We start from the raw sequence: 25959 nt of genomic DNA, 5'->3' as shown, positions 1-25959 counted from the left end.
TTCTCTGCTGTCATTTGCACCTCTCTGCGAACGCACTGGAGGGGCCCGGGTGCCATGTGGCACCCGGGCCCCGAAGGAACTGCTACACCATCTGCCGGCCGTGGTACTGCGCCGGCCCTCTGTATCCGCCGACCCGACGTGACTGCTGTCGGGGGTGCGGGGATCGCGGTTGCTTGACCGGAGACCACCTCACTATCGATGTCCTGCGGTACCCGGGTTCAGATTTCGACCCGGGCGATCCTGATGGCGCTGGTGTTCCTCCGATCTTTCCCTCTGGATGAACTGCCTTCTTCGTATGCCGAACCTCCCGGTGCGCGCGTCCGCAGCCGACGCCTTCACCGGGGTACTGCTCACTTGCCTTCACTGCTGGGTACTGCCACTGCGGAAACTGCGGTACTGCTCACGGCGGCCCCTGATCACTGCGGGCCACCCGGTCCGGTCGTCAGTCCCGTCGCCGTCCTGCAACCGCTCTGGCTTCGAAACTCCACCACCGCACCGTCCTGCGTACTGCGACTGCGTGTACTGCTGCCCGCCAGTTCGTCTCTGCCGGGCTGCTGATCTCGGCTACGAGAGAAACCATAACCACACCGCCACCCAATGTCTACTCCGGCTGGCATAGATTTCCGCATGCTCGGCAGCGAGGTAAGTGAGGTAAGAGGTCTCGCGCGGGCGGCGTCTCGTCGGTGTCGAGATGCCGGCGGTGTCGAGTGCGCGCCCACCGTTCCGTGCCGGTGGTGCGGAACGCGAGAGTGGCGAGTGGGCATGGCCGTCAACGGTCGTTGCGGCGGCGGGTGTTGACGATCGGGCCGAGATCGCGGGGTCGCCCGCAAGGAGACCTCGAACCCGCAGCCGGCGAGGTGCTGGAGACACTCGCGGTGGGCGGGGCGTATGCGGCCGGCGTCTTGGCACATCTGCGGGCGGCTTGAACAACCCGCAGGAAGAGGTACCAGCAAGCCGTTCCGGGAAGACATCTCCCCCGAGATCCCCCGTGCTTCCCCCGTCGTCGTTCCCGGAACGGTGCTGGTGTGGACAACCATAGGCAGCCCGGACGGGCCTGGCATCAGGGCCAGCCCTGAGATCCGGAACCCGGGCGTCCTGTTTGGATCACCGCGTCACGGCGGGCGGTCCCGTCAGAACCACCCGTCACGCGCGGACCTCAGACCGAGCCCATGTCCGCGCTCAGCCACCGCTCGGGGCGCATCCGGAGGACGACGACCTCGCCGTGCTCCTTCCACGACCAGTCGACGTAGCCCTCGACCTTGTCGGCGGGCAGATAGCGGGCCGCCATCTCGGTCAGGTGCTCCCGGGTCCCCTTCTCCGAGGAGACGAGGGGGCCCTCCACGGACACGTAGCGGACGGTCGGTTCCGTGGTGTCGGCCATCATCGTGAAGCGGCCGGCGGCCCGGATCAGCTCCGCCTTGCGGGAGGTGGCGCCGGTCAGGATCCACAGGTCGCCGTCCGGGGCGTACTGGTACCAGATGGGCACGGTCAGCGGGGCGCGGCCGGGGCCGTCGTCCACGGACAGGGCGCCGATGTGCGGCTCGGCCAGGAAGCGTGCGCGTTCTTCGCGAGAGAGTGCCACGAGGGGCTCCTTCAGTGCGGGAGTACGGCCAATTGCGGTGCCAACTACATCACTTCCAGGGCGGCCACCGCATCCCGTACGCCTCCGTGACGCGCGGCCCGCGCCCGGCGGCCGGTGGCTGCGGGCTCAGTCCTCCGCCATCACGATCACGCTGTCGCCCTCGGTGAACCGGATCGTCCGCTTCTTGTCCGGGTTGAGGTGGATGCCGAACCCAGGCGGCCGGGCCGCCTCCGACAGCAGCCGGTAGCCGATCGCCGACTGCCCCTGCAGGCGGGCCGACTCCACCACCGTGTAGAAGTCCAACTCGCGCTCCAGCAGCACGTAGTCGCGGGCGGGCTTGAGGTAGATCTCGCTGCCCTCCGTCCGGAAGAGGTCCTCGAAGAGCGCGGCCCGGTGGCGGCTCTCCGACACCTGGGTCATCAGCAGGCTGATCAGTTTGTCGCTGACGATGAAGTCGTCGCTCTCGCTGATCGGCGCAAGCGCCCGGTTGCGGTCGTCGCTGAGCTCCGCGACCACCGGCAGCCCGCAGCCGAGACCGGTCGCGATGTGCCGCAGCTGGAGCAGGGTGACCAGGGTGCGGTTGTCGGCGCGCAGCCCCATCGTGCCGTCGGCGTCGTCACTGAGCACGATCACGTGGTCGTACGCACCGAGGTCCGGGCCGCGCAGCACCGCGGGCTCCGTCACGTCGCCCGTCCGGAAGCCGACCGTCAGCGCGTCCCGGTACAGCGGCACCGAGGCGACCGTGTCGGCGACCTCGGGCTCCCGGGCGATCACGTCGAGGGTCGAGCCCTTGGCGACGTACTGGTCGAGCTCGGTGATGACCAGGGCGGCCCGCCGGTTCCAGCCCAGCATCAGGGTCCGCTCGGGCTGCGGGACGCGCGGCGCCGGGGTGACGACCGCCGCCGTGTCGATCGTCCCCGGTCGGTCGGAGAGGATCACCGTGCCGTCGTCCTGGGAGATCGCGATGATCTCATCGCCCGCCAGGATCCGGGTGTCGGACGGCGGGTTGAGGGCGAGCGAACCGTCGGCCCGCCGCAGCCCGATCACCGCGGAGGTGGCGTACGACATGAGTGCCTCGGCGTAGCTGCGGCCCACCAGCTCCGGCTCTTCGGTGAGGTAGAACTCGTTGCCCTCGTAGGTGAGGAGCTCCATGTAGACCAGCGAGAGACCGGGCTGCCGGCAGGTCTGCACGACGAGCCGGGCGGCGATGTCGTCGATGCTGAGCACGCACGCCCCCGGGCCGGCCGCGAGCCGGGCCGCTTCCCGGTTGCGTACGTCCTGCACGGCGGCCAGCACGAGGTGCGGCTGGTCCTGCATGCCGGGGCTCTTGGTGACGGCGAGCAGCGTCTTCACGAGGTCGGCGTCACCGTCCTCGCCGCCCGGCGTCAGCACGATCACCGCGCGGGCACCCTTCGGGTTGACCCGCTCGATGTCCGCGGGGTCGACCGGGCTTCCGGTACGGCAGATCACCCGGATGGAGCGGGCACCCGGCACCCGGTCCCGGACCAGCTCCTCCATCTCGACCTTGTCCATGGGGGCGAGGATCGCGACCGCCCCCCGGCGCCTCTGGGCGACCGCCCCCCGGCGCTTGTGGGCATTCGCCTCCACCAGCTCCGCGAGGACCGGGTAGATCTGCTCCGACCAGCCCAGGAGCACCGTGTGGTGGTCCTCCATGATCACGGACGTGCCGCGCCGCAGATCCAGGATCTTGCGGTTGACGCCGGCCGCGATCAGCCCGACCAGGGTGCTCGCGAAGAGCAGTCCCACCAGCGCCAGCAGGATGGAAAGCGCCACGAACACCGGTGCGCCGACCGCGCCGCCCAGCTTGAACGCCCAGCTCACGTTCTTCCAGATCTCCATGACCTGGTTGTGCAGCGTGGTGGGCCTCCTCCGGTCCGCCCAGACCAGCAGTGCGCTCACCGGGACGACGATCGCCAGGCAGATCATGGAGAGCCAGCCGATCAGGGCCGGGGTGCCGCGGGTCATGGTCGTGTCGAACCAGTACCGCAGCCGGGGCCTGACGACAGAGGTGCGGGCCATGCCGCATCTCACCTCCGGTAACACGCAGAGAAGGAACCGAAAAGAGGAGCATACGGACAAATCCCCCACATCTTTCCGATCCTCCACCGACAACGGGTCCGCCGCAGCCGCCACGGGGGTGCCGCGCACCCATTCGGGGCGCACCCTCCGGCCCTGCCGGGCGCCCCCCGGGTCCTGTCCGGCGCGCTCCTCGTTCCTGGTTCAGCAGGCCGCGGTACGGGTGAACCTTCCGGTCGCGGCGAGGTCCTCCTCGATCCGCGCGGCCGTGGCCCGCAGCGCGGGCAGCACCTCGCTGCGGCACTGCGCGGCACTGCGCCGGCTGCTGTGCATGGCGACGTTGACAGCAGCCACCGCCCGGCCCGCGCGGTCCCGCACCGGCACGGCCACCGACCGCAGACCCTCCTCCAACTCACCGTCCGTCATGGAGAATTGCTCCTCCCGTACGCGCTCCAGGAGTGCGCCGAGCTCCTCGGTCGAGGTCACCGTGTGCCGGGTCAGTGCCCGCAGCTCCGCCCCGGCGAGCCGCTCCGCGCGTGCACCGTCGGGCAGGTCCGCCAGCAGCACCCGGCCCATGGAGGTCGCGTACGCGGGGAACCGGGTGCCCACCGTGATGTTGACGTTCATGACACGGCTGGTGGCGACCCGTGCCGTGTACTGGATCTCCGTGCCGGTCAGTACGGACAGCGACGTCGAATCGTGCACCTGCTGCGCCAGCGCGGCCAGGTGCGGCTGTGCGAACTGCGGCAGCGTCAGCCGCGACAGCGGCGGGAAGCCGAGCCCCAGCACCTGCGGAGTCGGCCGGAACAGTCCCGCGCGCACCTCCACGTACCCCAGGTGCTCGAACGTGATCAGCGCGCGCCGGGCAGTCGCCCGCGCCAGCCCGCACGCCTGTGCGACACCGGACAGCGTCAGTGCCGACCTGCCCTCGCCGAACGCGGTCAGTACGGTCAGCCCGCGCGCCAGCGACTCCACGAAACCTGCGCCCAGCTCCTGCTTGGAAGCGGCGGTCCAACTCGCCAGCGCCGTCGCCGACTTGACCGGCTCCGCCGCCGGTGCCTCGCGCAGCGCGCGCTCCATGCCGGCCACCGCGGTGCGCAGCCGGGGCAGCATCGCCTTCCGCAGCGAGGCCGCGCCGTGCCTGCTGGTGTGGCTGACCACGCTCACCGCGCACACCGGCCGCCCGTCGGGGTCCCGCACCGGCAGGGCGAGCGCGACGAGCCCCGGCTCGATCAACTGGTCGTCCAGCGCCCACCCCTGGTCCTGCGCCCGGTGCGTACGGTCCGCGAAGTGCGCCTCGTCCGGGGCCTCCTGAGTGTCCGTCAGGGGCGGCACGGGGTGGAAGCCGAGCCCCTGCGGATCGGCCGCGCGCCTCTCCCGCCAGTGCGTCCACGCGTCCGCGTCCCAGTCGGCGGCGAACAGGGCGCCGGGCGCGGTCCGTTCGGCGGGCAGCAGGTCGCCGATGCGGAAGCTGAGCGACATGGCCCGCCGCCGCGTCGACTGGTGGACAAAGCGGATCCCGTCGCGGTCGGGCACCGCCAGGGACACCGACTCGTCGAGCGCGTCCGCGAGACGCTCCGCGTGCGGGCCGAGCAGGTCGGGGAGACGGATCGCGGCGAGGTAGGCGTTGCCGAGCTCCATCAGTCGCGGGGTCAGCGCGGCATCCCGGCCGTCCAGCCGGAGGTAGCCCATCCGGGCCAGGGTCTGGGTGACGCGGTCGACGGTGGAACGGGCCAGGCCGGTGGAGCGTACGAGATCGCCGAGGCTCAGCCGGCCGCCCGCGTCGGTGAGCCGGCGCAGCACGTCGAGACCGCGCAGCAGCGGGCCGACGGCTTCGGCGGGAACGGCGTTCGTGTCTGACATCCACTCTCCAAAGGCTGAACTCGGGGCAAATCTATCCGGGCGCCGATCGGGCACCGACCGGGCATTGACAGGCCGGAACGGCCGCAGCAGACTCTGGACGAGTCGAGTGTGAACTCTAGTTCATCAGGCGAACAGCCTGGGGTCAGGAATTCCTTCATGGACAAGATCAGGGCCACTGCCGCCGAAGCAGTCGCCGACATCCCCGCCGGAGCGTCCCTCGCGGTCGGCGGCTTCGGACTCAGCGGCGTACCGAACGTGTTGATCCAGGCAATCCACGAGTCGGGGCCCGACGGCCTGAGCGTCGTCTCCAACAACTGCGGCGTGGACGGCGGAGGCCTCGGCATCCTGCTCGCCGCGGGCCGCATCGCCCGCGTCACCGGTTCGTACGTGGGCGAGAACAAGGAGTTCGCGCGCCAGTACCTGGGCGGCGAACTGGAGGTCGAGCTGATCCCGCAGGGCACCCTCGCGGAGCGGCTGCGCGCGGGCGGCGCGGGCATCCCGGCGTTCTTCACCCCGGCGGGCGTCGGCACACAGGTCGCCGACGGCGGACTGCCGTGGCGTTACGGAGCGGACGGCTCGGTCGTACTGCCGTCCCCGGCGAAGGAGGTGCGGGTCTTCGACGGGCAGGAGTACGTCATGGAGCGCGGCATCTCCACCGACTTCGCGCTCGTACGGGCAGCGAAGGGCGACCGGCACGGCAACCTCGTCTTCCACCGCTCGGCCCGCAACTTCAACCCCCTGTCCGCGATGGCGGGGCGCGTGACGATCGCCGAGGTGGAGGAGCTGGTGGAGCCAGGTGACCTGGACCCGGACGCGGTGCACGTGCCGGGCGTCTTCGTGCAGCGGGTGGTGGCCCTGACCCCGACTCAGGCCTCTGACAAGGCAATAGAGAAGAGGACGGTACGTTCATGAGCTGGACCCGAACGGAGATGGCCGCCCGCGCCGCCGCCGAGCTGACCGACGGCAGTTACGTCAACCTCGGCATCGGCCTGCCGACCCTCGTCCCCAACCACCTCCCCGCCGACGTCGACGTGGTCCTCCACTCCGAGAACGGACTGCTCGGTGTCGGCCCGTACCCGACCGAGGGCGAGATCGACCCCGACCTGATCAACGCTGGCAAGGAGACGGTCACCGTCCTCCCCGGGGCTTCGTTCTTCGACTCCGCGCTCTCCTTCGGGATGATCCGCGGCGGCCACATCGACACCGCGATCCTCGGCGCCATGCAGGTGTCCGCCACCGGCGACCTCGCCAACTGGTCCGTCCCCGGCAAGATGATCAAGGGCATGGGTGGTGCCATGGACCTCGTCCACGGCGCCCGCCGTGTCCTCGTCCTCACCGACCACACCGCCAAGGACGGCACCCCGAAGATCGTGGGGGAGTGCACCCTGCCGCTCACCGGCAAGGGGTGCGTGCACCGCATCATCACCGACCTCGGCGTACTGGACGTCACCGACGCCGGGCTCGTACTCGTCGAGACCGCGCCCGGTGTGGGCGCCGAAGAGCTGATCGGGAAGACGGGCGCGCCCGTCGCCCGCGGGGAGGTGGTGGGCCGATGACGACGCTCCGCGACGTGTATGTGGTGGATGCCGTCCGCACGCCGGTGGGCAAGTACGGCGGCGCGCTCGCGGGCGTGCGGCCCGACGACCTGGCCGCCACCGTGCTGCGCCAACTGGTGACGCGCTCACCCGAGTTGGATCCGGCCCGGATCGACGACGTGTTCTTCGGCAACGCCAACGGCGCGGGCGAGGAGAACCGGGACGTCGCCCGCATGGCCGTGCTGCTCGCCGGCCTGCCGGTGTCCGTGCCCGGCGTCACCGTCAACCGGCTCTGCGGCTCCGGCATGGAAGCCGTCATCCAGGCGGCCCGCGCCATCGCCGTCGGCGACGCGTCGATCGCCGTCGCCGGCGGCGTCGAATCCATGAGCCGCGCCCCCTGGGTGCTGCCCAAGCCCGAGCGCGCCTTCCCCGCCGGACACCAGCAGATGTACTCCACCACCCTCGGCTGGCGGATGACCAACCCCCGGATGCCCGAGGAGTGGACGGTGGCCCTCGGCGAGGGCGCCGAACTCGTCGCCGAGCGGTACGGGATCGACCGCGAGGCCCAGGACGCCTTCGCCCTGACCAGCCATCAAAAAGCCGCTGCTGCCTGGGAGAAGGGCCTGTACGACGGCGAGGTCGTCCCGGTCGACGGTATCGACCTCGCCCGCGACGAATGCATCCGGGAGTCCTCCACCCCCGAAGCCCTCGCCAGGCTGGGGCCCGTCTTCCGCAAGGACGGCACCGTCACCGCAGGGAACTCCTCCCCGCTCAACGACGGCGCCGCCGCCCTGCTCCTCGTCGACAAGGACGGCCTGCGCGCCACCGACCGCGAGCCCCTCGCCCGGATCAGCGCCTGCGCCGTCACCGGCATCGCACCGCAGCACTTCGGCGCGGGCCCCGTCGAGGCCGTGCACCGTGCCCTGAAGAAGGCCGGCCGCGAGCCGGGCGACCTGAGCACCGTCGAACTCAACGAAGCCTTCGCCGCACAGGCCCTCGCCTGCCTCTCGCAGTGGCCAGGCCTTGACCCCGCCGTCGTCAACCCGCGCGGCGGCGCCCTCGCCATCGGCCACCCCCTCGGCGCGTCCGGCGCCCGCATCACCGGAGCAGTCGCCCACCAGCTCGCCGCCGCAGGCTCCGGCACCGGCCTCGCCACCCTGTGCATCGGCGTCGGCCAGGGCCTCGCACTCGTACTGGAGAGGTGAACAACTCATGCCCACACAGCAACTGACGCAACATCACATCAGTGTCGAGATAGCGGAGGCGCACGAGGCCGTCGCAAAGGCGGTCGCGGAAGGCGCCCCCGCCCCGCACCACCCGCCGCGCGACTTCACCCCGTACCGCAGCAGCGTGCTGCGCCACCCGCAGCAGCCCCTCGTCGCGCTCGCCGGTGCAGCCGACCCGGAGGCCGCCGAGCTGTACGGCCCCGTCTTCGGGGTCACCGACATCACCGACCTCGACTCCGACCTCACCCGCCAGCACCAGGGGGAGCCGCTCGGCGAGCGCATCACCGTCGGCGGACGCGTCCTCGACCGTGCGGGGCGCCCCGTGCGCGGCCAGCTCGTCGAACTCTGGCAGGCCAACGCATCCGGCCGGTACGCCCACCAGCGCGACCAGCACCCCGCCCCGCTCGACCCCCACTTCACGGGCGTGGGACGGTGCCTGACGGACGATCAGGGCGCGTACTCCTTCACCACCGTCAAGCCGGGCGCGTACCCGTGGCGCAACCATCTCAACGCCTGGCGGCCCGCGCACATCCACTTCTCGCTCTTCGGCACCGCCTTCACCCAGCGCCTGGTCACCCAGATGTACTTCCCCGGCGACCCGCTCTTCCCGTACGACCCGATCCTCCAGTCGGTCACCGACCAGGCCGCCCGGGACCGCCTCGTCGCCACCTACGACCACACCCTCTCCCGCCCCGAGTGGTCGCTCGGCTACCGCTGGGACATCGTCCTGGACGGGCCCGCCGCCACGCTGCCCGACCCCGAGGAGAACCACTGATGGCCGCCGCTCCCGTGCTCCCCCCGACCCCGTCCCAGACCGTCGGCCCGTTCTACGGCTACGCGCTGCCCTTCGCGGGCGGCGGCGACATCGCCCCGGCCGGGCACCCGGACACCGTCACCGTGCACGGCTACGTACGCGACGGGAACGGCGCACCGGTCCCGGACGCGATCGTCGAAACCTGGCAGGCGGCCCCCGACGGCTCCCTCGCCGGCCGGCCGGGCTCACTCCGCCGTGACCCGGTGACCGGGGGCTTCCTCGGCCGCAACGGCGTCGACTTCACCGGCTTCGGCCGAGTCGCCACGGACGCGGACGGCCACTGGGCGGTCCGTACGCTGGTCCCGCCGGCCCGCACTCCGTACCTCGCGGTCTGCGTCTTCGCGCGCGGCCTGATGCACCACCTCCACACCCGCGCGTACTTCACGGACGACGTACGGGAGGGTCCGCTCGCCGACCTGCCCGAGCCCCGCCGGGGCACGCTGCTCGCGACGCCCGAGCCGGACGGCGCACGGCGCTTCGACATCCACCTCCAGGGGAAGCGGGAGACGGTGTTCCTTGACTTCCGCTGAGACCTCCGCCGACTCCCTTTCCGACTCCGCCGACCTCTTCTCGCCCTCAGCGGTGGGCGGGGCAGCCGAGGCCGCGACCGGGGACAGGGCCTTCCTCCAGGCCCTGCTCGACGCAGAAGCCGCACTGACCCGGGCACAGGCACGGGTCGGCGCGGCCCCGGCGAGCGCCGCGCACACGGTGACGACGGCGGCCGACGCGTCCCGCTACGACGTGCGAGACCTGGCGCTGCGGGCCAGGTCGGGCGGCAACCCGGTGATCCCCCTGATCGCCGACCTGACCGCACAGGTCAACCAACTCGCGCCTTCCCACGCCGAGTTCGTACACCGCGGGGCGACCAGCCAGGACATCCTCGATACGGCCCTGATGCTGATGGCGGCACGCGCGCTCGCCCCCACCCTCGACGACCTGTCCCGCACCGCCACGACACTGGCCGCGCTTGCCGCAACGCACCGCTCCACTCCCATGCCGGGCCGCACGCTCACCCAGCACGCCGTGCCGACCACCTTCGGCCTGAAGGCGGCCGGCTGGCGCTCCCTCGTCCTGGACGCATACGACCGGCTGACAGCGGTACGCGATGCCCTCCCGGCCCAACTGGGAGGGGCCGCAGGCACCTTGGCCGCATTCGGCGAGTACGCCCCGCAGGGCACGGACCCGATCGACCTGCCCGCGACCTACGCCTGCGAACTCGGCCTGGCCGCACCCCACCTGCCCTGGCACTCCCTCCGCACCCCGGTCGCCGACCTGGCCGGCGCACTCGCCTTCACCGCGGGCGCTCTCGGTAAGATCGCCGCCGATGTGCTCGTCCTCTCCCGTACGGAGATCGGCGAGCTCGCGGAAGGCGCCGGCGGCGGCTCCTCCGCCATGCCGCACAAGAGCAACCCGGTCCGCGCCACCCTGATCGCCGCCACCGCCCGGCAACTCCCCGCGCTGGCAAGTGTGTTGTTCACCTCCCTCGCCGCCGAGGACGAGCGTCCCGCGGGCGCCTGGCACGCGGAGTGGCTGCCACTGCGCGACGCACTGCGCCTCACGGGCGGCGCAGCCCGCGACGCGGCGGAACTCGTCACGGGCCTGACGGTCCACCCGGACCGGATGCGCGCCAACCTGGACACCACCGGCGGCCTGATCGTCTCCGAACGTCTCAGCGCGACCCTCGCGCCGCTGCTCGGTCGAACAGCGGCCAAAGCGGCCCTGACGAGGGCCGCCCGGTACGCAACGGAACAGGACACGGACCTGGCAGAGGCCCTCGCCCGCGAACCGGAGGTGCTGACGGCGCTGGCACCCGGGAGCGATGCGGATACGCGGCGCGAGGGTGAGGCTGCCGAACGGGATGAAGGGGCCTGGCCGGCCGGGGGCGCCCCTCAGAGCCGACAGCCGGCCTCCGGCCCCGCCCCGGGCGACGGGCCTGGGGCAGGCTCCGGCTTCCCCCAGGCCCCCCAGAGCGGCGGTCCCGGTGCGGCGGACCCCCGCCCCGCCCCGGGTCCTCAGCCCGCAGCAGGCGTCCTCCCCGGGGCTGAGACCGTGCGCACCGTACGCGCCCTGCTCCTCCGCCTCATCGACCCCACGCGCTACCTCGGCTCCGCGCCCGCCCTCGTCGACCGTGCCCTTGCCCGTCAGCCCCGTGAATCTCGTCAGACCCATAACCCCGGTCAGGACCCCCGATGAACCAACCCCTCCTCCACCATCGTTCCGACGGCCCTGGCGACGCCCCGCCCCTCCTTCTCGGGCCCTCCCTCGGTACCTCCCTTGCCGTCTGGGAGCCCCAAGTGGGCGCCCTGGCGAGGCAGTTCAAGGTTGTTCGGTGGGACCTTCCCGGGCACGGCGGATCCGCCGCGCAGCTCGTCCGGGCCGGGGCGAGTGTGGGTGATCTCGGGCGGCTCGTGCTGGCGCTCGCCGATTCGCTCGGCGTCGAGCGGTTCTCGTACGCGGGGATCTCGCTCGGTGGCGCGGTCGGTGCGTGGCTCGCCGTGCACCATCCCGCGCGTGTCGAGAGGCTGGCCCTCGTCTGTTCTGCCGCCCGCTTCGGTACGCCCGAGAGGTGGCACGAGCGCGCCGAGCTGGTGCGTCGCGAGGGAGTCGGGCCGCTCGTGGCGACCGCGCCCGCGCGCTGGTTCACGCCCGGGTTCGACGGGCCGGCCGTGAGGGACCTGGCCGCCGCGCAGCGGGCCGCCGACCCGGCCGCGTACGCCGCCTGCTGCGACGCCCTCGCCGCCTTCGACCTGCGTGACGAACTCGGCAGGATCGCAGCCCCCACCCTCGTCGTCGCCGGGCGCGCGGACACCGCGACCCCGCCCGCCGACGCCCGCCTCCTCGCCGACTCGATCCCCGACGCCGCACTCGTCGAGATCCCGCACGCCGCACACCTCGCCGGCGTGGAGCAGCCAGGTGCCGTACTCGCAGCGCTGCAAAGGCACTTCGGCCCCGGAGTGCGTACCGCGAGCAGTACGCACGCCGACGGCACGGTGGTACGACGGGAAGTGCTCGGCGACGCCCACGTGGACCGCTCCATCGCCGCCACCACCCCCTTCACCGCCCGCTTCCAGGACTTCATCACCCGCTACGCCTGGGGCGAGATCTGGACCGGCGACACCCTCGACCGGCGCACCCGCAGCTGCATCACCCTCACCGCGCTCGTCGCCGGCGGCCACCACGACGAGCTGGCCATGCACGTCAGGGCGGCCGTGCGAGGCGGGCTCAGCCACGAGGAGATCGGCGAAGTGCTCCTGCAGTCCGCCGTCTACTGCGGCGTACCCGCCGCCAACGCCGCCTTCGGCATCGCCCAGCGAGTCCTGAACGACATCGAAGAAGTCATCGGAACGGACAACTAACCCCATGCACACCACAGTTGGCATCATCGGTGGCGGCCCGGCCGGCCTCCTCCTCGCCCGTCTCCTCCACAACGCCGGCATCGAAAGCGTCGCCCTGGAGAGCCGCGACCGCGCCTACGTCGAACAGCGCCAGCGCGCCGGAATCCTCGAACAGGGCACCGTCGACATCCTCCGCGCCGCCGGGGCGGGCACCCGCATGGACGTGGACGGCATGCCGCACGACGGCATCGAGCTGCGCTTCGACGGTCGCGCCCACCGCCTCGACTTCCCGGCCCTCACCGGCGGCCGCAGCGTCATGGTGTACGCCCAGACCGAGGTGGTGAAGGACCTGATCACCCTTCAAGTCGCCGACGGCGGGCCGCTGTTGTTCGGCGCGCAGGTCACCGCCGTCGACGGCGCCGACACCGACCGGCCCACCATCCGCTACGTCCACGAGGGCGAGGAGAAGACCCTCACCTGCGACTACGTCGTCGGCTGCGACGGCTTCCACGGCGTCACCCGGACGGCCGTCCCCGAGCCCGTCCGCACGACGTACGAGCGTACGTACCCCTACTCCTGGCTCGGGATACTCGCCGACGCACGCCCCGTCTACGACGAGCTGATCTACGCCCACCACGAGCGCGGCTTCGCCCTCGCCAGCATGCGGTCGCCCACCGTCAGCCGCCTCTACCTCCAGGTCCCCAACGGCACGGACCCCGCCGACTGGCCCGACGAGAGGATCTGGGACGAGCTGGACGCCCGGTTCGCGACGGCCGCCGACCCCGGCTGGAAGCTGGAGCGAGGCACCGTCACCTCCAAGTCCGTTCTCCCGATGCGCAGTTGTGTCACGGAACCGATGCGGTACGGGCGGGTGTTCCTCGCCGGGGACGCCGCCCACATCGTCCCGCCGACCGGCGCCAAGGGCCTCAACCTGGCCGCCGCCGACGTCGTCCGGCTCGCCGAGGCGTTCACCCTGCTGCACACCACCGGCAGGGCGGACCTCCTCGACGCGTACTCGGACGCGGCACTGCGCCGGGTCTGGCGCGCCGAGCACTTCTCGTACTTCATGACGACGACGCTGCACACGGACCCCGAGCAGTCCGCGTTCCAGACCCGGCTCCAGCTCTCCCAGCTCGACCGCATCGCCTCCTCGGAGAACGCCGCGGCCGAACTGGCCGAGAACTACACGGGTTTGCCCTTCACCGGCTGAACCGGCTGAACCGGCTGAACCGGAGCAGCCGCACCGGCGGAGGGCGGTGCCGCACGGCGCCGCCCTCCGAGCTTCCCGGCAAGCGGTACGAGCGCGATGGCCACCGCGCCGAGCAGCCCGGCCAGCGCGAACGAGGTGAACCCCCAGCTCTGGTTGCCGCTCGACGCCAGCGCCCCGCCCAGCCACGGCCCGAACACCGCACCCGTGCGGCCGACACCCGTCACCCAGCCGAGCCCGGCGGCCCGCTCGCTGTCCCGGTAGACCGTGTTGCTCGCCGCGTACACCATCACCTGTGCGCTGAAGAGCCACACGCCGGTGACTGCCACGACGACGTACGTCATCCCCAGCGACAGGTGCGACTTCAGCAGCAGCGCGCCCACCGCCGTCAGTACGAACCAGATCGCGGACACCCGCACCGCCCCGAAGCGGTCCGCGGTGCGGCCCGCGATCAGCATGCCGACGATGCCGCCCGCGTTGATGACCAGCAGGAAGCTCACCGACGACGTCATGCCGTACCCCGACGCGCGCATCATCTGCGGCAGCCACGTCGACACCCCGTACACGAGCAGCAGTCCGCAGAACGAAGCCAGCCACAGCAGCGGCGTCGCCCACCGGGACTCCGGCCGGAACAGTGCCAGTACGGCGGCCCAGCGGCCCTTCGCCCCGGCCGCCGGAGCCGCCACCGCCGTCGGACGCACCAGTGCGAACCGGTCCGCGACCGCATCCGCCTTCGCCCGCTCGCCGCGCGCGAGCAGCACCCCGGGCGACTCCGGCATCAGCTTCAGCAGCAGCGGTACGGCGATCACGGCGGGCAGCACACCCGCCCAGAACACCCAGCGCCAGCCCGCCGCCGGAGCCAGCGTCAGACCGAGCGCCGTGGCGACCATGCCGCCCGCGTGGTACGAGGTCATCAGCAGCCCCGTGGTGAGCGCGACCCGGCGCGGCGGCGCGAACTCCATCACCATCGCCAGGCACAGCGGCATCAGTCCGCCGAGCCCGAGCCCGGCGACGAACCGGCCCGCGCCGAACAGCCCCGGCGTCCCCGCCAGCGCGCACAGCGCCGAACCCAGCGAGAACAGGGCCACGCTGCCCGCCAGCATGGGCCGCCGCCCCAGCCAGTCGGTGAGGTTCCCGGCGGTGAGCGCGCCGATGAGCATGCCGAAGGTGGTCCAGCTGCCGATGGTGCCCGCACTCGACTGGGTCAGGCCGAGGGCCGGGTCGTCGAGCATGTGCGGCATGACGGCGCCGTAGATGTTGACGTCCATGCCGTCGAAGAAGACGGCCAGCCAGCACAGGGCGAGTACGGGCAGAACCGAGCGGAAGGTGTGGGCGCGCTGCGGGGACGGGGCGCGGGCTCCGGAGGATGTCATGCAATGTCCTTGCCAGGAGGGGGAGTTGAGGGGGCCGGCGCGAGTGTAGTTCGTCCAGTGAACTTTGCTTCGCCGAACAGGTGGCATGAGTGTCCGTCCGGGATGGGTGCATGTCAATGAAAAGGAGGTCCGCCGGGCAGGGTGTTCACCCCAGCAGCCGCAGCGCCGTCGCCGCCCGCCCCACCCGCACCGTCTGCCCCCACGTCAGTTCCAGTGCGTCCGCCTCCATCCCGTCGCCGAATGCGACCAGCCGGTCCGACTCCACCGTCAGCCGCAGCCGCTCGTCCCCGGACAGCACGCCCTCCACCAGGGACGTACCGGTCGCGGGCGACGGCCACGCCTCCCGTACGAACCACACCAGCCGGTGGTCCGCCGGGTCCGGCAGCCGCAGCGCGGACCCCCGCTCCAGCCACAGTGAGCGCAGCCACCCGGTGGCCCCCGTACCGGTGCCGACCAGGACGCCGGACGACGCCTGCGCCTCGGCGGCGGCCCGCTCCCGGTCCTGGCCGATGCGGTAGCGGGCCGTCTGATGGCCGGGCGGGCCGAGGTAGATCTCGTTCAGGGCGAGCAGCCGCTGCGTGTCGTCGGCGACGGCCTCCACCATGGTCAGCGCGTCGGCCGCCCCGCCGCTCACCGCCGACCGCAGCAGCTTCGCCGCGTCCGCGGCCCGGTGCCGCACCAGTACGCCGGGATTGCGGCCGGGGTCCGTGTCGATCCCCAACACCGGTTGTCCGTCGAGGTACTTGGCGGTGTTCGCGACGAGACCGTCCTGCCCGACCACCACCACGACGTCCTCGGGACCGAACAGGAACCGGTCCAGGTCCGCCCGCTCCACCCGGGCCTGCCGCCACTGCAACGGCACCGCCCCCGCCACCTCGGCGAGGGCCCGCCGGGTCCGCCCGTGCCGTTCCTCGGCCTCCCGGATACTGCGGCCGCGCGAGGCGAGGAAGAACTCGGCCTGACCGCGCGTACCGTGCCGGGCGAGCAACTCCTCGTACTCACTGGTGCGGTGGACGAGCACGGCGCGCGGCGCGAGACTCACGACGCGCCGCCGCCGGTCCGGCCGCCGCCGAGCTTTGCGAGGAGGCCGGTCAGTACGTCGGGCGACAGGGTGAGGCTCTCGATGCGCGGCACGTTCTCCGCGAGCCGGGTCGTCGCCAGGGCGTGCAGGGTGGCCGGGTCGACCTCGCCGTGCACCCGCAGCCAGGCGGCCTGTGCCTGGGCGCGGGCCTCGCCGACCTCGCGCGCCGCCTCGGCCTCGGCGCGGGCGAGCCGTACCGTACGAGCCGCCTCCGCCTCGGCCTTCACCCCGTCGGCCGCCGCCAGCTCCTCCGCCTCGCGGCGGGCGTTGGTGCCGCGCTGATCCACCAACTGCTCTTCCCTGCGGGCGAGTTCGATCCTGCTGGCGAGCTCGTTCTCGGCGATCGCCCGCTCACGCTCCACGGCCACGGCCCGCCGCTGGTACGTCGCCCGGTCTGCCTCCTGCTGGATCTGCTCCCGGGCCGGTGTGCGCAGCGCCCGTTCCACGTCCGCCTCGGGGCGGATGGCCACCACGCGCACCGCGACGACCTCGATGCCGGTGGCGGGCAGCCGGGGCTCCGCCGCGAGAGCGCCCGCGATCTGCTCCCGTACCGCCGACACCCCGTCGACCAGTGCCTCGGACAAGGGAGTACGGGCCAAGGTGTCCAGCGCGTGCTGCTGCGCCGTCTCGGTGAGCAGCGTCGCCAGCTGTTCCAGGGGCGCACCGCGCCAGGCGCCGGTGTCCGGGTCCACGGAGAAGTCCAGCCGGGCGGCGGCGACCGCCGGATCACTGATCCGGTACGTCACCGTGGCCTGCAGGGTCACGTCCTGGAAGTCCGCCGTACGGGCGTGGAAGGCCATCGCCAACTCACGGTCACTGACCGGCACTTCGGAGAGTGCGGCGGTCAGCGACCGGAACCAGAAGCTCAGCCCGGGACCGTCGTGGACGAGCCTGCCGCGCCTGTGGTGGCGTACGTGAGCGGTGGGCGCGGATCGCAGATGGCGCCAGCCGAAGCGCCGGGTGATGTCGGCCATGAGAACAGCCCCCTCTTTCTCGTCATCACGACGATAAGAGGGTTACCCATTATCGTCAAGACGACGCGAAAGGGAGGGCTGTGAGAAGGGCAGGCGGACGGCGGGTCTCAGACGATGCCCTCCGAGATCTCCTCCCGCTCCCGCTTGGTGCCGTAGGCCGCTTCCGAGGGGGTTCCGTAGGACGTGCGGGCCGCGTACCACCACACCGTCGCCAGAATCAGCACCACGGCCAGGGCGATCACCGCGTAGTTCATCGTCTCCCAGTTCACCGGGGACTTCTGCGGCAGCAGGAACAGCACCGTCACCACGGCCACCCACGACACGGCGGTCCAGCCGACCGGCTTGCTCCAGCGGCCCAGGTTCCACGGCCCCGGCTCGAAACGGTTGCCCGCCCGCAGCCGCAGGAAGACCGGGATGGCGTACGCGGGCGTGATGCCGATGACATTGATCGCGGTGACCGCGCCGTACGCCGTCGCCGAGTACAGCGAAGGCACGGCGAGCAGGCACGCCACACCGACCGAGAGCCACACCGCGGGAACAGGCGTCCGGGTGCGGCTGCTGACCCTGCGCCACAGCTTCGAGCCGGGCAGCGCGTTGTCGCGGCTGAACGCGAACACCATCCGGCTGGCCGCCGCGACCTCCGCGTTGCCGCAGAACAACTGCGCCACGATCACCACGAGCAGCAGCGCCGTCGCACCGCCCGAACCCAGCGCGTCCAGCAGGATCTGCGCCGGCGGCACCCCCGTCTCGCTGCCGACGGTGCCCGCGTAGTCCTGAATGGCGAAGGTGAGGCCGGCCAGCAGGGCGAAGCCCGCGATCCACGACACCCAGATGGCGCGCACGATGCCGCGCGGGGCGGCCACCGAGGCGTTCGAGGTCTCCTCCGACAGGTGGGCGGAGGCGTCGTAGCCGGAGAAGGTGTACTGCGCGAGCAGCAGGCCGATGGCCGCCACATAGACCGGGCTGTCGATGCCGGTGTCGTTCACGAACTCGGTGAAGACGAACTTCGCCGACTGGTGGTGGTCGGGGACGATCACCAGCGCGCCGACGATCACGGTGACGCCGGCGATGTGCCACCACACGCTGATCGAGTTGAGCACGCTGACCAGCCGCACCCCGAACAGGTTCAGCACCGCGTGCAGCAGCAGGATGCACATGAAGATCAGCATGGTGGAGCCGGGCGTCGGCTCGAACCCGAACCGCAGATTGAGGAGCGCGCCGGTGAACAGCGCGGCCCCGTAGTCGATGCCCGCGATCGCACCCAGCAGGCCCAGCAGGTTCAACCACCCGGTGTACCAGCCCCACTTGCGGCCGCCGAGCCGGTCGGCCATGTAGTAGAGCGCGCCGGACGTCGGGTACGCACTGGTGACCTCGGCGAGCGCGAGACCCACGCACAGCACGAACAGGCCGACGCCTATCCAGCCCCACATCATCACGGCGGGGCCGCCGGTGCCGAGGCCGAATCCGTACAGCGTCATGCAGCCGGACAGCACCGAGATGACCGAGAAGCTGATCGCGAAGTTGCCGAAGCCGCCCATCCGGCGCGCCAGCACCGGCTGATAGCCGAGCTCACGCAGCCGTTGCTCCTCGTCGCGCGGGACGAGCGGGCCCGAACGGGACTGCCTCGGTGGGGAGATGGACATCGTTCTTCCTTCGATGGGGGACGGGGGAAGGGAAGCGGGTTACGGGGGAGGTGCGCCGAGGCACCGGGAGCGGGCTCGCAGGAAGAGCTCCTGCGCCCCGTGCGTGGCGTCGCCGTGGTCGTCGTGAAGCCGGTACGTCCAGGGGAGCGGGGCGTAGTACGGACCGAGCGTGCGGAACACCCGCGCGGCCTCGGTGAACTGGTGGGCGCCCCACAGGGCGTGGGCGAGGTGACTGAGGTCGAGCAGCGAGGACGCGGCGGGGTCGGCCAGGTCGAACCAGTTCTCCAGCGCCCACCGTGCGTCCCGGATCGCGTCGTCCGTGACCCAGTGCATGTCGAGCGCCCTGTCCTGGCCGCGCTCGCGACGGTAGCGCTCCATCCGCACGTACAGCGGGAGTGCTTGTACGGGGGAGCCGGGAGGTGTCGAAGCGACCGCCCACCGCGCGTAGTTGACGGCTTCGGGCAGCGAGCCGCGCGGATTCCTGGCGCACACGAACTGGAGCATGCGCTGATGGGCCTCGCGGTTGGCCGGATCGCGCTCGGCGACCTGGTCGAGCAGCCCCCAGGGGCCGGGAAACAGCATCGGGCCCGGCGGCGGCAGTCGGTGTTCCGCCATCCGCTGGTCCCGGTCGAGGGGCGAGAGGGCCAGCAGGCACACCCACGGCACCGGGTCGTCGGGCACCTGCTGGACGCAGATCTGGCAGGCCTCCCACGCCTCCCGCCACAGCTCGGAGACCTGCGGGTGGCTCCGGTGGTGGGCGCGGGTCGCACGCTCCACCGCGACCCGCGCGTGCATCACGGTCGCCGCGGCACTGCGGGGCTCCTCGGCGCGCCAGATGCGCACCGTGTCCGTGCCGGCCGCCACCGCTGCCAGGACCTGGGTGCGCCGGGTCCACGACGCCCAGTCCGCGGTCTCCTCCAGCAGATTCCGCATCGCCACCCACCTTCCGGCACGCAACTCCTGTACGACGGCCCGTAATTCGGCGTCATGGCCCGCCGGGTGGTACACCGGGCGGAACTCGTCGCTGGGCATCGTTACAGGTCCTCTGGTGCGTTCGGCGAAACGGGGGAAATCCGGCAGGGCCCTCTTCGCTGTGCGTCAGCTCCGGTCAACCCACCGTGGTCGACGTGTAGTTGACCATGACTGCGGTATTCCGGTCCAGCTTTCCCCGGGTGAAGGAAGAGCGGAGACCGGATGTTCTTGACTGCGACGGCGGGACTCGATCAGGCTGCTGGCTTCCGAGTGGCGATCAAGACGAGGCGGTACGGGGATGGCGAAGACCGGCAATACGGCTACGCACCGGGCGGCGGCGGACGGCCCGGTACTCGCCGTCGACCAGGGAACCTCCGGGACCAAAGCCCTGGTCGTCTGCCCCGAGCGCGGGGTGATCGGCTCGGGCGGGGCAGCCGTCCGCCCCCGCCATCTGCCCGGCGGCCGGGTCGAGGTCGCACCGGCCGAGCTGTACGCCTCGGTGCTGGACGCCGGCCGGCAGGCGCTGGCCCAGGCGGGCGAGCCGGTCGCGGCTGTCGGTCTCGCGAACCAGGGTGAGACGGTGCTCGCCTGGGATCCGGCGACGGGCGAACCGCTCACCGAAGCGATCGTCTGGCAGGATCGCAGGGCCACGGAGATATGCACCGAACTCTCCGCGTACGCCGATGAGTTGCGCACCCTCACCGGCCTTCCCCTCGACCCCTACTTCGCCGCCCCCAAGATGGCGTGGATACGCCGCCACCTCACCCGCGCCGGAGTGGTCACCACCAGCGACGCCTGGCTCGCCCACCGCCTCACCGGAGCCTTCGTCACCGACGCGTCGACCGCGGGTCGCACCCAGCTCCTCGACCTGGACCGGGCGGCATGGTCCCCGGCCGCGCTCGACATCTACGGGCTCGCACAGGAACGCCTCCCGGAGGTGGTCGCCTCCGACAGCTGCATCGGTACGACGACCGTCTTCGGCGGCGAACTCCCCCTGACGGGACTGCTGGTGGACCAACAGGCAGCACTCCTCGCGCAGCGCGCACTGGAAGCAGGATCCGCCAAGTGCACCTACGGAACAGGGGCGTTCCTGCTTGCCCAGGCAGGAGCACAGCCCGTACGTCCGACCTCCGGCCTGGTCGGCTGCGTGGCCTGGCAACTGCGCGGACACACGTCGTACTGCCTCGACGGCCAGGTCTACACGGCGGCGTCGGCGGTGCGCTGGCTGACCGACCTCGGCGTCATCGCGGGAGCGGGGGACCTGGACCGGGTGGGCTCGCGAGTCCCCGACGCCGGGGGAGTGACCTTCGTCCCGGCCCTGGCAGGACTGGCCGCACCGTGGTGGCGACCCGACGCACGGGGCTCGCTCACCGGCCTGGGCCTGGGTACGACGGCGGGGCACCTGGTGCGGGCACTGTGCGAGGGAATCGCAGCCCAGGTCACGGAACTGGCGGACGCGGCGGGACGCGACCTGGGAGTGGGGCTGAGGGAGCTGCGGGTGGACGGCGGCCTGACACGCTCGGCCCTCCTGATGCAGACGCAGGCCGATCTGCTCCAACTACCCGTACTCGTGGCCGAGTTGCCCGACGCGACGGCACTGGGAGTGGCGTCGGCCGCCCGCCTCGGCCTGAACCCGCACCTGAGCGTCACGGACGCGCTGCCCCGACGGGGCAAGGCGTCGGCGGTGTACGAACCGACGATCTCGGCGACGGAAGCGGCGGACCGAAGGGCGGCGTTCCGGGCGGCGGTGGGTGAGCTCTGAGCAGAGGCTTCGCCCCCGGACCCCATGTGCCCGTGGGGGCGGATTCTTCAGCCCGTCCGGCGTTCGAGCACGCGCGGACGCAGTCCGTGCACGGGGCGCGGCCCCGGACATCAGCCCCCACCCGCGCCGGCCGTGCTGCTCCCCAGCCCCGCGGCCAGCGGTTCAGGGAAGGGGCGGAGAGGGGCACGGCCCGCCACAGGCACGAACACACCCGCACAAACCCTCGACCGCGCCTGCCGACTCGACGCCCCGCCCGCCCGACGCCCCGCCCGACGTCCCGCCCGACGCCCCGGACGCCCGCCCGACGCCCCGCCCGACGTCCCGCCCGCCGCCCCGGACGGCCGCCCGACGCCCCGCCCGCCCGACGCCCCGCCCGCCCGACGTCCCGCCCGCTCAACGGCCCGACCGGCCAACGTCCCGCCCGCTCAACGTCCCGACGGCCCGACCGCCCGACGCCCCGTTGCCCCGCCCGACCGGCCGCCGCCCGACCGACGTCCCAACCGGCCAACGTCCCGCCCGCTCAACGTCCCGACCGGCCGACGTCCCGCCCGCCCAACGCCCCGTTGCCCCGCCCGACCGGCCGCCGCCCGCCCGACGTCCCGCCCGCTCAACGTCCCAACCGGCCGACGTCCCAACCGACCGACGCCCCGACCACCCGGCGCCCCGTCGGCCCGGCCGACCGCCCCCTAACCCTCCACCCTCCCAAGGAGCCACATGCCGCCCCCCGCCCCCCACGACCTCACCATCATCGGCGCCGGAGTAGTAGGCACAGCCATCGCCCGCGAGCTCGCCCGTCACCCCCACCTCCGCATCGCCCTCCTCGACGCCTCCGACGACGTCGGCAACGGCACCTCCAAAGCCAATACCGCCATCCTGCACACCGGCTTCGACGCCACCCCCGGCACCCTCGAATCCCGGCTCGTCCGCGACGGACAGCGCCAACTCCACGCCTACGCAGCCCAGTCCGGCATCCCCGTCGAAAGGGTCGGCGCCCTCCTTGTCGCCTGGACCGACGAACAGCTCGCCGCACTGCCCGCCCTCGCCGACAAGGCCGCGCGCAACGGGTACAGCACCACCCACCCCCTCACCCGGGCCGAGCTCTACGCCCGCGAGCCGCACCTCGGCCCCGGCGCCCTCGGCGCGCTCGAAGTGCCGGACGAGAGCATCGTCTGCCCGTGGACGACCACCCTCGCATACGCCACCCAAGCCGTCCGCGCCGGAGTCGACCTGCACCTCAACACCCGCGTACAGAAGGTCACTTCATCCGCAGAGGGCCACCTCCTGCACACCACCCGCGGCCCCCTCCGCACCCGCCACCTCATCAACGCCGCCGGGCTCCACGCCGACGACATCGACCGCCTCCTCGGCATCGCCGACTTCACCGTCACCCCGCGCCGCGGCCAGCTCCTCGTCTTCGCCAAGCCGTCCCGGGCGCTCGTCCGGCACATCCTGCTGCCCGTCCCCACCGCCCTCGGCAAGGGCGTCCTCGTCGCGCCCACCGTCTTCGGGAACGTCCTCCTCGGCCCGACCGCCGAAGACCTCACCAGCGCCGACGCCAAGACGGCCAACCACACCACCGCCGAAGGCATCGCACACCTCCTCGACCACGGCCGCCGCATCATGCCCGCCCTCCTCGAAGAGCAGGTCATCACCTCGTACGCGGGCCTGCGCGCGGCCACCGAGCGCGACGACTACCGGATCCGCCTCCACCCCGGGCGGCGGTACGTCACCGTCGGCGGTATCCGCTCCACCGGGCTCAGTGCCTCGATGGGCATCGCCTCCTACGTCGTCAGCCTCCTCGAAGAGGAAGGGGAACTCGAACTGGCCGACAATCCCAGGGACTTGGAAGCACCCCACATGCCCAACATCGGCGAGGCGTTTCCCCGCCCCTACCAGCGCCCCGACCTCATCGCCCGGGACTCCGCCTACGGCGACATCGTCTGCCCCTGCGAATCCGTCACCCGTGGCGAGATCCGCGACGCCCTCACCGCCACGGTCCCGGCCCGCTCCCCGGGCGGCCTGCGCCGCCGCACCCGAGCGGAGGCCGGCCACTGCCAGGGCGCGGAGTGCGGTGCGGCGGTCCGCGCCCTGTACAAGGAGCACCAGCCCAGGAGTTGAGGGAGGCACCAGCTCAGGGGGGCCAAGTGCCAGTTTAGGGAGCCAAGCCGGCCCAGGCGCTGAGTCCCCACCCCAAGTCAAGGCACCAGCCCCCGCACCTCCTCCGCCACGAACCGTACGAACCCCTCCGGATCCGGCTCGTCCGCGGTCGGCTGCAGCACCACCGTGTCCGCCCCCGCGACCACCAGCTCCTGCACCGCCTTCGCGACCGCCGCCGCGTCCCCGGCCACCCCGAGGCCGGGGACCGATTCCCGTCCGTCCCGCACCAGTTCGTCGTGCAGCCGCTCCGCCGCCCCCGGGCCGGTCGCCGCGAGGAGGTACACCACCACCTTGTGGTGCCCCTCGTGCGTCCGGCCTGCCGAGGCCCGGCCCTCCTCAATCAGGCGGAGCGCCCGGCGCACCCCGTCCGCCGACACCGAAGCATCGAGTACCGTGCCGTCCGCGGCCTCGCCCGTCAGCCGCAGCGTGCGCGGCCCGACGCCCCCCGCGAGCACCGGCGGCGCTTCGGCCGGCGGCCAGTCCAGGGCCACGCCGTCCAGCGTCACGTAAGAACCGTCGACCGTCACCCGCTCGCCCCGCAACAGCGCCCGCATCGCCGCCAGATACTCGCCCAGCAGCGTCAGCGGCGAGGCGGGCCTGGCACCGACCTGCCCCATCCAGTCCTGCACCCCGTGCCCGACGGCCAGGGACACCCGGCCGGGGAACAGCCGGTACAGCGTGGCGGCCTCCATCGAGGCGAGGGCCACGTTCCGCAGCGGCACCGGCAGCAGGCCCACTCCCACGTGCAGCCGCTCCGTCCACGCCAGAGCGGCCGACGCGGCGGCGATGCCGCTCTCCAGGAAGCAGTCCTCCCACAGCCACAGCTCCTCAAGCCCCGCCTCCTCCGCCGTACGCACCAGAGCACGAAGCCGTTCGGGAGCCAGCTGAGGACGGAACACCGCACCGAGAGTAGTCATGGAGCCCATTCCTACCTGCCGACTCCCGTGACAGCAAGGAGAGTTGGACCAAGGAATCCCACCCCCGCACCGCCCTCTCCCTCCCCGCTACCGGCAGCGCAACTGCTCCCCGGTCATCGGCGCCCCCTCCACCATGCTCCTGTCGTACGTCACCTGGGCCACGGCACGGCCCCCGGAACCCACCGCCACCCGGATGACGCGCCCGTGCCCGGCGACCGGCCGCAGCTTCGCCCCGGGCAGCGCGGCTGCCAGCGTCGACGCGGACCGCTCCCAGTGCGGGTCGTACGTGATCACGGTCGGGCCGTGCGGCCGGCCCGCCGGCTGCTGATCGTTCGTGACGACGAAGCCGCTGCGCCGCAACGCCTCCGCCACATCGGGGTCGTCCACCCGTGCCGACACGCTGCTCGGCGCCATCGCCACCGGCACCGCCTGCAGGGTGATTTCCGCGGCGACGGAACGGTCCTCGCGCACCGCGGTGAACAGCCGGTCCGCCCGCGCCTTGTCCCAGATCAGCGTCGAGCCCCAATCCGGCACCCGGTGGTCGAACTCCGACATCGGCACCGTCGCGAACTCCATCTGCGCCGGGCGCAGTTCACGCATCGACCAGCCCAGCGAGATCAGAGCGGCGAGGCCGGTCCCGGTGTCCGTACGCAGATGCGGGAGCAGGGTACGGGCCGTCCTGGCGAGAGCCACCGGATCGCGGAAGGCGCCCGCGTCGGACAGCCGCGTCAGCATGCCGAGCAGCAGCCGCTGTTGGCGGCGCACCCGCCCCAGGTCACCGGGCGGGGTGACCTTGCGGGCCCGCGCGTAGCGCAGTGCGTGCCGTCCGTCGAGCACATGGGTGCCGGCCTCCAGGCGCAGGCCGGACTTGGGGTCCTGCAGGGGCCGGTCGGTGCAGACCTGCGCGCCGCCGAGGCCGTCGACCGCCTCGGCGAAGCTGGAGAAGTCGGTCTCCAGGTAATGGTCGACCCGCAGCCCCGTCACCTGCTCGACGGTCCGCACCGCGAGGTCGGGGCCGCCGTGTTTGAACGCCGAGTTGATCTTTCCTGCGTGGAGCGGATGGTCGTGCGGTGCGAACTGCACATAGGAATCACGGGGGATGGAGACCACGCTCATCCGTTTGCGGTCCTCGGTGAGGTGCACCAGCATCATCACGTCGGTGCAGTCGCACCCCTCCCCGCCGACGTGCAGCTGCTGGATCCTCTCCCGCGTCATCCCGCGGCGCCGGTCGATGCCGACGATCAGCAGGTTCGTCCCCGGTGCCGTCCTGGCCTGCGGGGACAGCGTGCTGTCGTGCGCGAGGGTGTACGAGGCGGGGGCGTCCGCGGTCGCCGGGAAAGGACCGGCGGCGAGCGAGGCCACCAGCAGCGCGGCGAGTGCGAGACGACGGCGGCTGGACAGCAAGGGGACCTCCAGGAGTCGATCCGAAGCGGCACGCAAAATCAGGCAAAAAGCGAGTAAAAGCGGCAAATCTATCCCGC

The 25959-nt window shown here is 72.1% G+C and carries 19 protein-coding genes and 1 pseudogene; 10 read left to right on the top strand and 10 right to left on the bottom strand.

Translation table 11 applies throughout. The features are described 5' to 3' along the window. Positions 1-1156: 1156 nt before the first annotated feature. From AB0D18_RS39230 to AB0D18_RS39220, 3 genes are all read right to left on the bottom strand, one after another. A complete protein-coding gene (locus AB0D18_RS39230; protein ID WP_362430365.1) occupies positions 1157-1582 on the bottom strand; it encodes a pyridoxamine 5'-phosphate oxidase family protein in 426 nt (141 codons plus the stop codon). 126 nt (positions 1583-1708) lie between these two features. After that, positions 1709-3622, bottom strand: coding sequence for an NAD-binding lipoprotein (locus AB0D18_RS39225; protein WP_362430362.1), 1914 nt, complete (start codon positions 3620-3622; stop codon positions 1709-1711). 201 nt (positions 3623-3823) lie between these two features. Then, complete coding sequence (locus tag AB0D18_RS39220) at positions 3824-5482, bottom strand: IclR family transcriptional regulator C-terminal domain-containing protein (RefSeq protein WP_362430359.1); 1659 nt, start codon at positions 5480-5482, stop codon at positions 3824-3826. Positions 5483-5638: 156 nt separating this feature from the next. Here AB0D18_RS39220 and AB0D18_RS39215 point away from each other — a divergent pair, with 156 nt between their 5' ends. The 8 genes and pseudogenes from AB0D18_RS39215 (at position 5639) to AB0D18_RS39180 (ending at position 13602) form a co-directional block, all read left to right on the top strand. Beyond that, positions 5639-6394: a CoA transferase subunit A gene (locus tag AB0D18_RS39215; RefSeq protein ID WP_362430356.1), complete on the top strand. Its 756-nt coding sequence runs from the start codon at positions 5639-5641 to the stop codon at positions 6392-6394. Next, on the top strand, positions 6391-7038 hold the full coding sequence (locus AB0D18_RS39210) for a CoA transferase subunit B (protein ID WP_362430353.1): 648 nt from the start codon (positions 6391-6393) through the stop codon (positions 7036-7038). Before AB0D18_RS39215 ends, AB0D18_RS39210 begins: the two co-directional genes overlap by 4 nt. Further along, positions 7035-8222: a thiolase family protein gene (locus AB0D18_RS39205; protein WP_362430351.1), complete on the top strand. Its 1188-nt coding sequence runs from the start codon at positions 7035-7037 to the stop codon at positions 8220-8222. Before AB0D18_RS39210 ends, AB0D18_RS39205 begins: the two co-directional genes overlap by 4 nt. 7 nt (positions 8223-8229) lie before the next feature. After that, complete coding sequence (gene pcaH / locus AB0D18_RS39200) at positions 8230-9018, top strand: protocatechuate 3,4-dioxygenase subunit beta (protein ID WP_362430348.1); 789 nt, start codon at positions 8230-8232, stop codon at positions 9016-9018. Beyond that, positions 9018-9587: a protocatechuate 3,4-dioxygenase subunit alpha gene (gene pcaG / locus AB0D18_RS39195; RefSeq protein ID WP_362430345.1), complete on the top strand. Its 570-nt coding sequence runs from the start codon at positions 9018-9020 to the stop codon at positions 9585-9587. Before pcaH ends, pcaG begins: the two co-directional genes overlap by 1 nt. Before the next feature lie 52 nt (positions 9588-9639). After that, positions 9640-10851: pseudogene (gene pcaB / locus AB0D18_RS39190) on the top strand (3-carboxy-cis,cis-muconate cycloisomerase); the annotation flags it as partial. A 395-nt stretch (positions 10852-11246) separates the two neighbouring features. Then, on the top strand, positions 11247-12413 hold the full coding sequence (gene pcaD / locus AB0D18_RS39185) for a 3-oxoadipate enol-lactonase (protein WP_362430342.1): 1167 nt from the start codon (positions 11247-11249) through the stop codon (positions 12411-12413). A gap of 4 nt (positions 12414-12417) precedes the next feature. Then, positions 12418-13602, top strand: coding sequence for a 4-hydroxybenzoate 3-monooxygenase (locus AB0D18_RS39180; RefSeq protein WP_362430339.1), 1185 nt, complete (start codon positions 12418-12420; stop codon positions 13600-13602). Here AB0D18_RS39180 and AB0D18_RS39175 read toward each other — a convergent pair. The 5 genes from AB0D18_RS39175 to AB0D18_RS39155 form a co-directional block, all read right to left on the bottom strand. Beyond that, positions 13575-14972: an aromatic acid/H+ symport family MFS transporter gene (locus AB0D18_RS39175; RefSeq protein WP_362430336.1), complete on the bottom strand. Its 1398-nt coding sequence runs from the start codon at positions 14970-14972 to the stop codon at positions 13575-13577. The genes AB0D18_RS39180 and AB0D18_RS39175 overlap by 28 nt on opposite strands. Before the next feature lie 145 nt (positions 14973-15117). Beyond that, the gene (locus tag AB0D18_RS39170; RefSeq protein WP_362430333.1) at positions 15118-16014 is read right to left on the bottom strand and encodes a hypothetical protein; all 897 of its coding nucleotides are present in this window, start codon (positions 16012-16014) and stop codon (positions 15118-15120) included. Next, entirely contained in the window at positions 16011-17027 is a 1017-nt protein-coding gene (locus tag AB0D18_RS39165) for an SPFH domain-containing protein (RefSeq protein ID WP_362430330.1), read from the bottom strand. Before AB0D18_RS39165 ends, AB0D18_RS39170 begins: the two co-directional genes overlap by 4 nt. Positions 17028-17134: 107 nt before the next feature. Continuing rightward, positions 17135-18670 (bottom strand): amino acid permease, encoded by a 1536-nt coding sequence (locus tag AB0D18_RS39160; RefSeq protein WP_362430328.1) that lies wholly within the window; start codon positions 18668-18670, stop codon positions 17135-17137. A gap of 39 nt (positions 18671-18709) precedes the next feature. Beyond that, on the bottom strand, positions 18710-19702 hold the full coding sequence (locus AB0D18_RS39155; RefSeq protein WP_362430325.1) for a hypothetical protein: 993 nt from the start codon (positions 19700-19702) through the stop codon (positions 18710-18712). Positions 19703-19940: 238 nt separating this feature from the next. On the opposite strand from AB0D18_RS39155, the gene AB0D18_RS39150 reads away from it, so the two are divergent. Together AB0D18_RS39150 and AB0D18_RS39145 are read left to right on the top strand one after the other, a co-directional pair. After that, positions 19941-21404 carry an FGGY family carbohydrate kinase gene (locus AB0D18_RS39150; RefSeq protein WP_362430322.1) on the top strand — a complete coding sequence of 488 codons (1464 nt, stop codon included), beginning with the start codon at positions 19941-19943 and terminating at the stop codon, positions 21402-21404. Positions 21405-22118: 714 nt separating this feature from the next. Beyond that, entirely contained in the window at positions 22119-23522 is a 1404-nt protein-coding gene (locus AB0D18_RS39145) for an NAD(P)/FAD-dependent oxidoreductase (protein WP_362430319.1), read from the top strand. Between the two features lie 77 nt (positions 23523-23599). Here AB0D18_RS39145 and AB0D18_RS39140 read toward each other — a convergent pair whose 3' ends face one another. Both AB0D18_RS39140 and AB0D18_RS39135 read right to left on the bottom strand, forming a co-directional pair. Next, positions 23600-24478, bottom strand: coding sequence for an LLM class flavin-dependent oxidoreductase (locus tag AB0D18_RS39140; protein ID WP_362430316.1), 879 nt, complete (start codon positions 24476-24478; stop codon positions 23600-23602). Positions 24479-24565: 87 nt separating this feature from the next. After that, a complete protein-coding gene (locus AB0D18_RS39135) occupies positions 24566-25882 on the bottom strand; it encodes an LCP family protein (RefSeq protein ID WP_362430313.1) in 1317 nt (438 codons plus the stop codon). Positions 25883-25959 lie beyond the last annotated feature (77 nt).

Source organism: Streptomyces sp. NPDC048442, assembly GCF_040651475.1.
In the GTDB taxonomy this organism is placed as follows: Bacteria; Actinomycetota; Actinomycetes; order Streptomycetales; family Streptomycetaceae; genus Streptomyces.
Note: the sequence above shows the minus strand (reverse complement) of the source record. Positions and strands in the feature narration are given on the sequence as shown.

What these genes read in the sequence shown, in the direction of transcription:
- pcaH (WP_362430348.1), top strand. Translation starts at nt 8,230, where the DNA reads ATGCCCACACAGCAACTGACGCAACATCACATCAGTGTCGAGATAGCG.
- pcaD (WP_362430342.1), top strand. Translation starts at nt 11,247, where the DNA reads ATGAACCAACCCCTCCTCCACCATCGTTCCGACGGCCCTGGCGACGCC.
- AB0D18_RS39140 (WP_362430316.1), bottom strand. Translation starts at nt 24,478, where the DNA reads ATGACTACTCTCGGTGCGGTGTTCCGTCCTCAGCTGGCTCCCGAACGG.
- AB0D18_RS39225 (WP_362430362.1), bottom strand. Translation starts at nt 3,622, where the DNA reads ATGGCCCGCACCTCTGTCGTCAGGCCCCGGCTGCGGTACTGGTTCGAC.
- AB0D18_RS39220 (WP_362430359.1), bottom strand. Translation starts at nt 5,482, where the DNA reads ATGTCAGACACGAACGCCGTTCCCGCCGAAGCCGTCGGCCCGCTGCTG.
- AB0D18_RS39160 (WP_362430328.1), bottom strand. Translation starts at nt 18,670, where the DNA reads ATGTCCATCTCCCCACCGAGGCAGTCCCGTTCGGGCCCGCTCGTCCCG.
- AB0D18_RS39215 (WP_362430356.1), top strand. Translation starts at nt 5,639, where the DNA reads ATGGACAAGATCAGGGCCACTGCCGCCGAAGCAGTCGCCGACATCCCC.
- AB0D18_RS39165 (WP_362430330.1), bottom strand. Translation starts at nt 17,027, where the DNA reads ATGGCCGACATCACCCGGCGCTTCGGCTGGCGCCATCTGCGATCCGCG.
- AB0D18_RS39150 (WP_362430322.1), top strand. Translation starts at nt 19,941, where the DNA reads ATGGCGAAGACCGGCAATACGGCTACGCACCGGGCGGCGGCGGACGGC.
- AB0D18_RS39205 (WP_362430351.1), top strand. Translation starts at nt 7,035, where the DNA reads ATGACGACGCTCCGCGACGTGTATGTGGTGGATGCCGTCCGCACGCCG.
- AB0D18_RS39210 (WP_362430353.1), top strand. Translation starts at nt 6,391, where the DNA reads ATGAGCTGGACCCGAACGGAGATGGCCGCCCGCGCCGCCGCCGAGCTG.
- AB0D18_RS39145 (WP_362430319.1), top strand. Translation starts at nt 22,119, where the DNA reads ATGCCGCCCCCCGCCCCCCACGACCTCACCATCATCGGCGCCGGAGTA.
- AB0D18_RS39155 (WP_362430325.1), bottom strand. Translation starts at nt 19,702, where the DNA reads ATGCCCAGCGACGAGTTCCGCCCGGTGTACCACCCGGCGGGCCATGAC.
- AB0D18_RS39180 (WP_362430339.1), top strand. Translation starts at nt 12,418, where the DNA reads ATGCACACCACAGTTGGCATCATCGGTGGCGGCCCGGCCGGCCTCCTC.
- pcaG (WP_362430345.1), top strand. Translation starts at nt 9,018, where the DNA reads ATGGCCGCCGCTCCCGTGCTCCCCCCGACCCCGTCCCAGACCGTCGGC.
- AB0D18_RS39175 (WP_362430336.1), bottom strand. Translation starts at nt 14,972, where the DNA reads ATGACATCCTCCGGAGCCCGCGCCCCGTCCCCGCAGCGCGCCCACACC.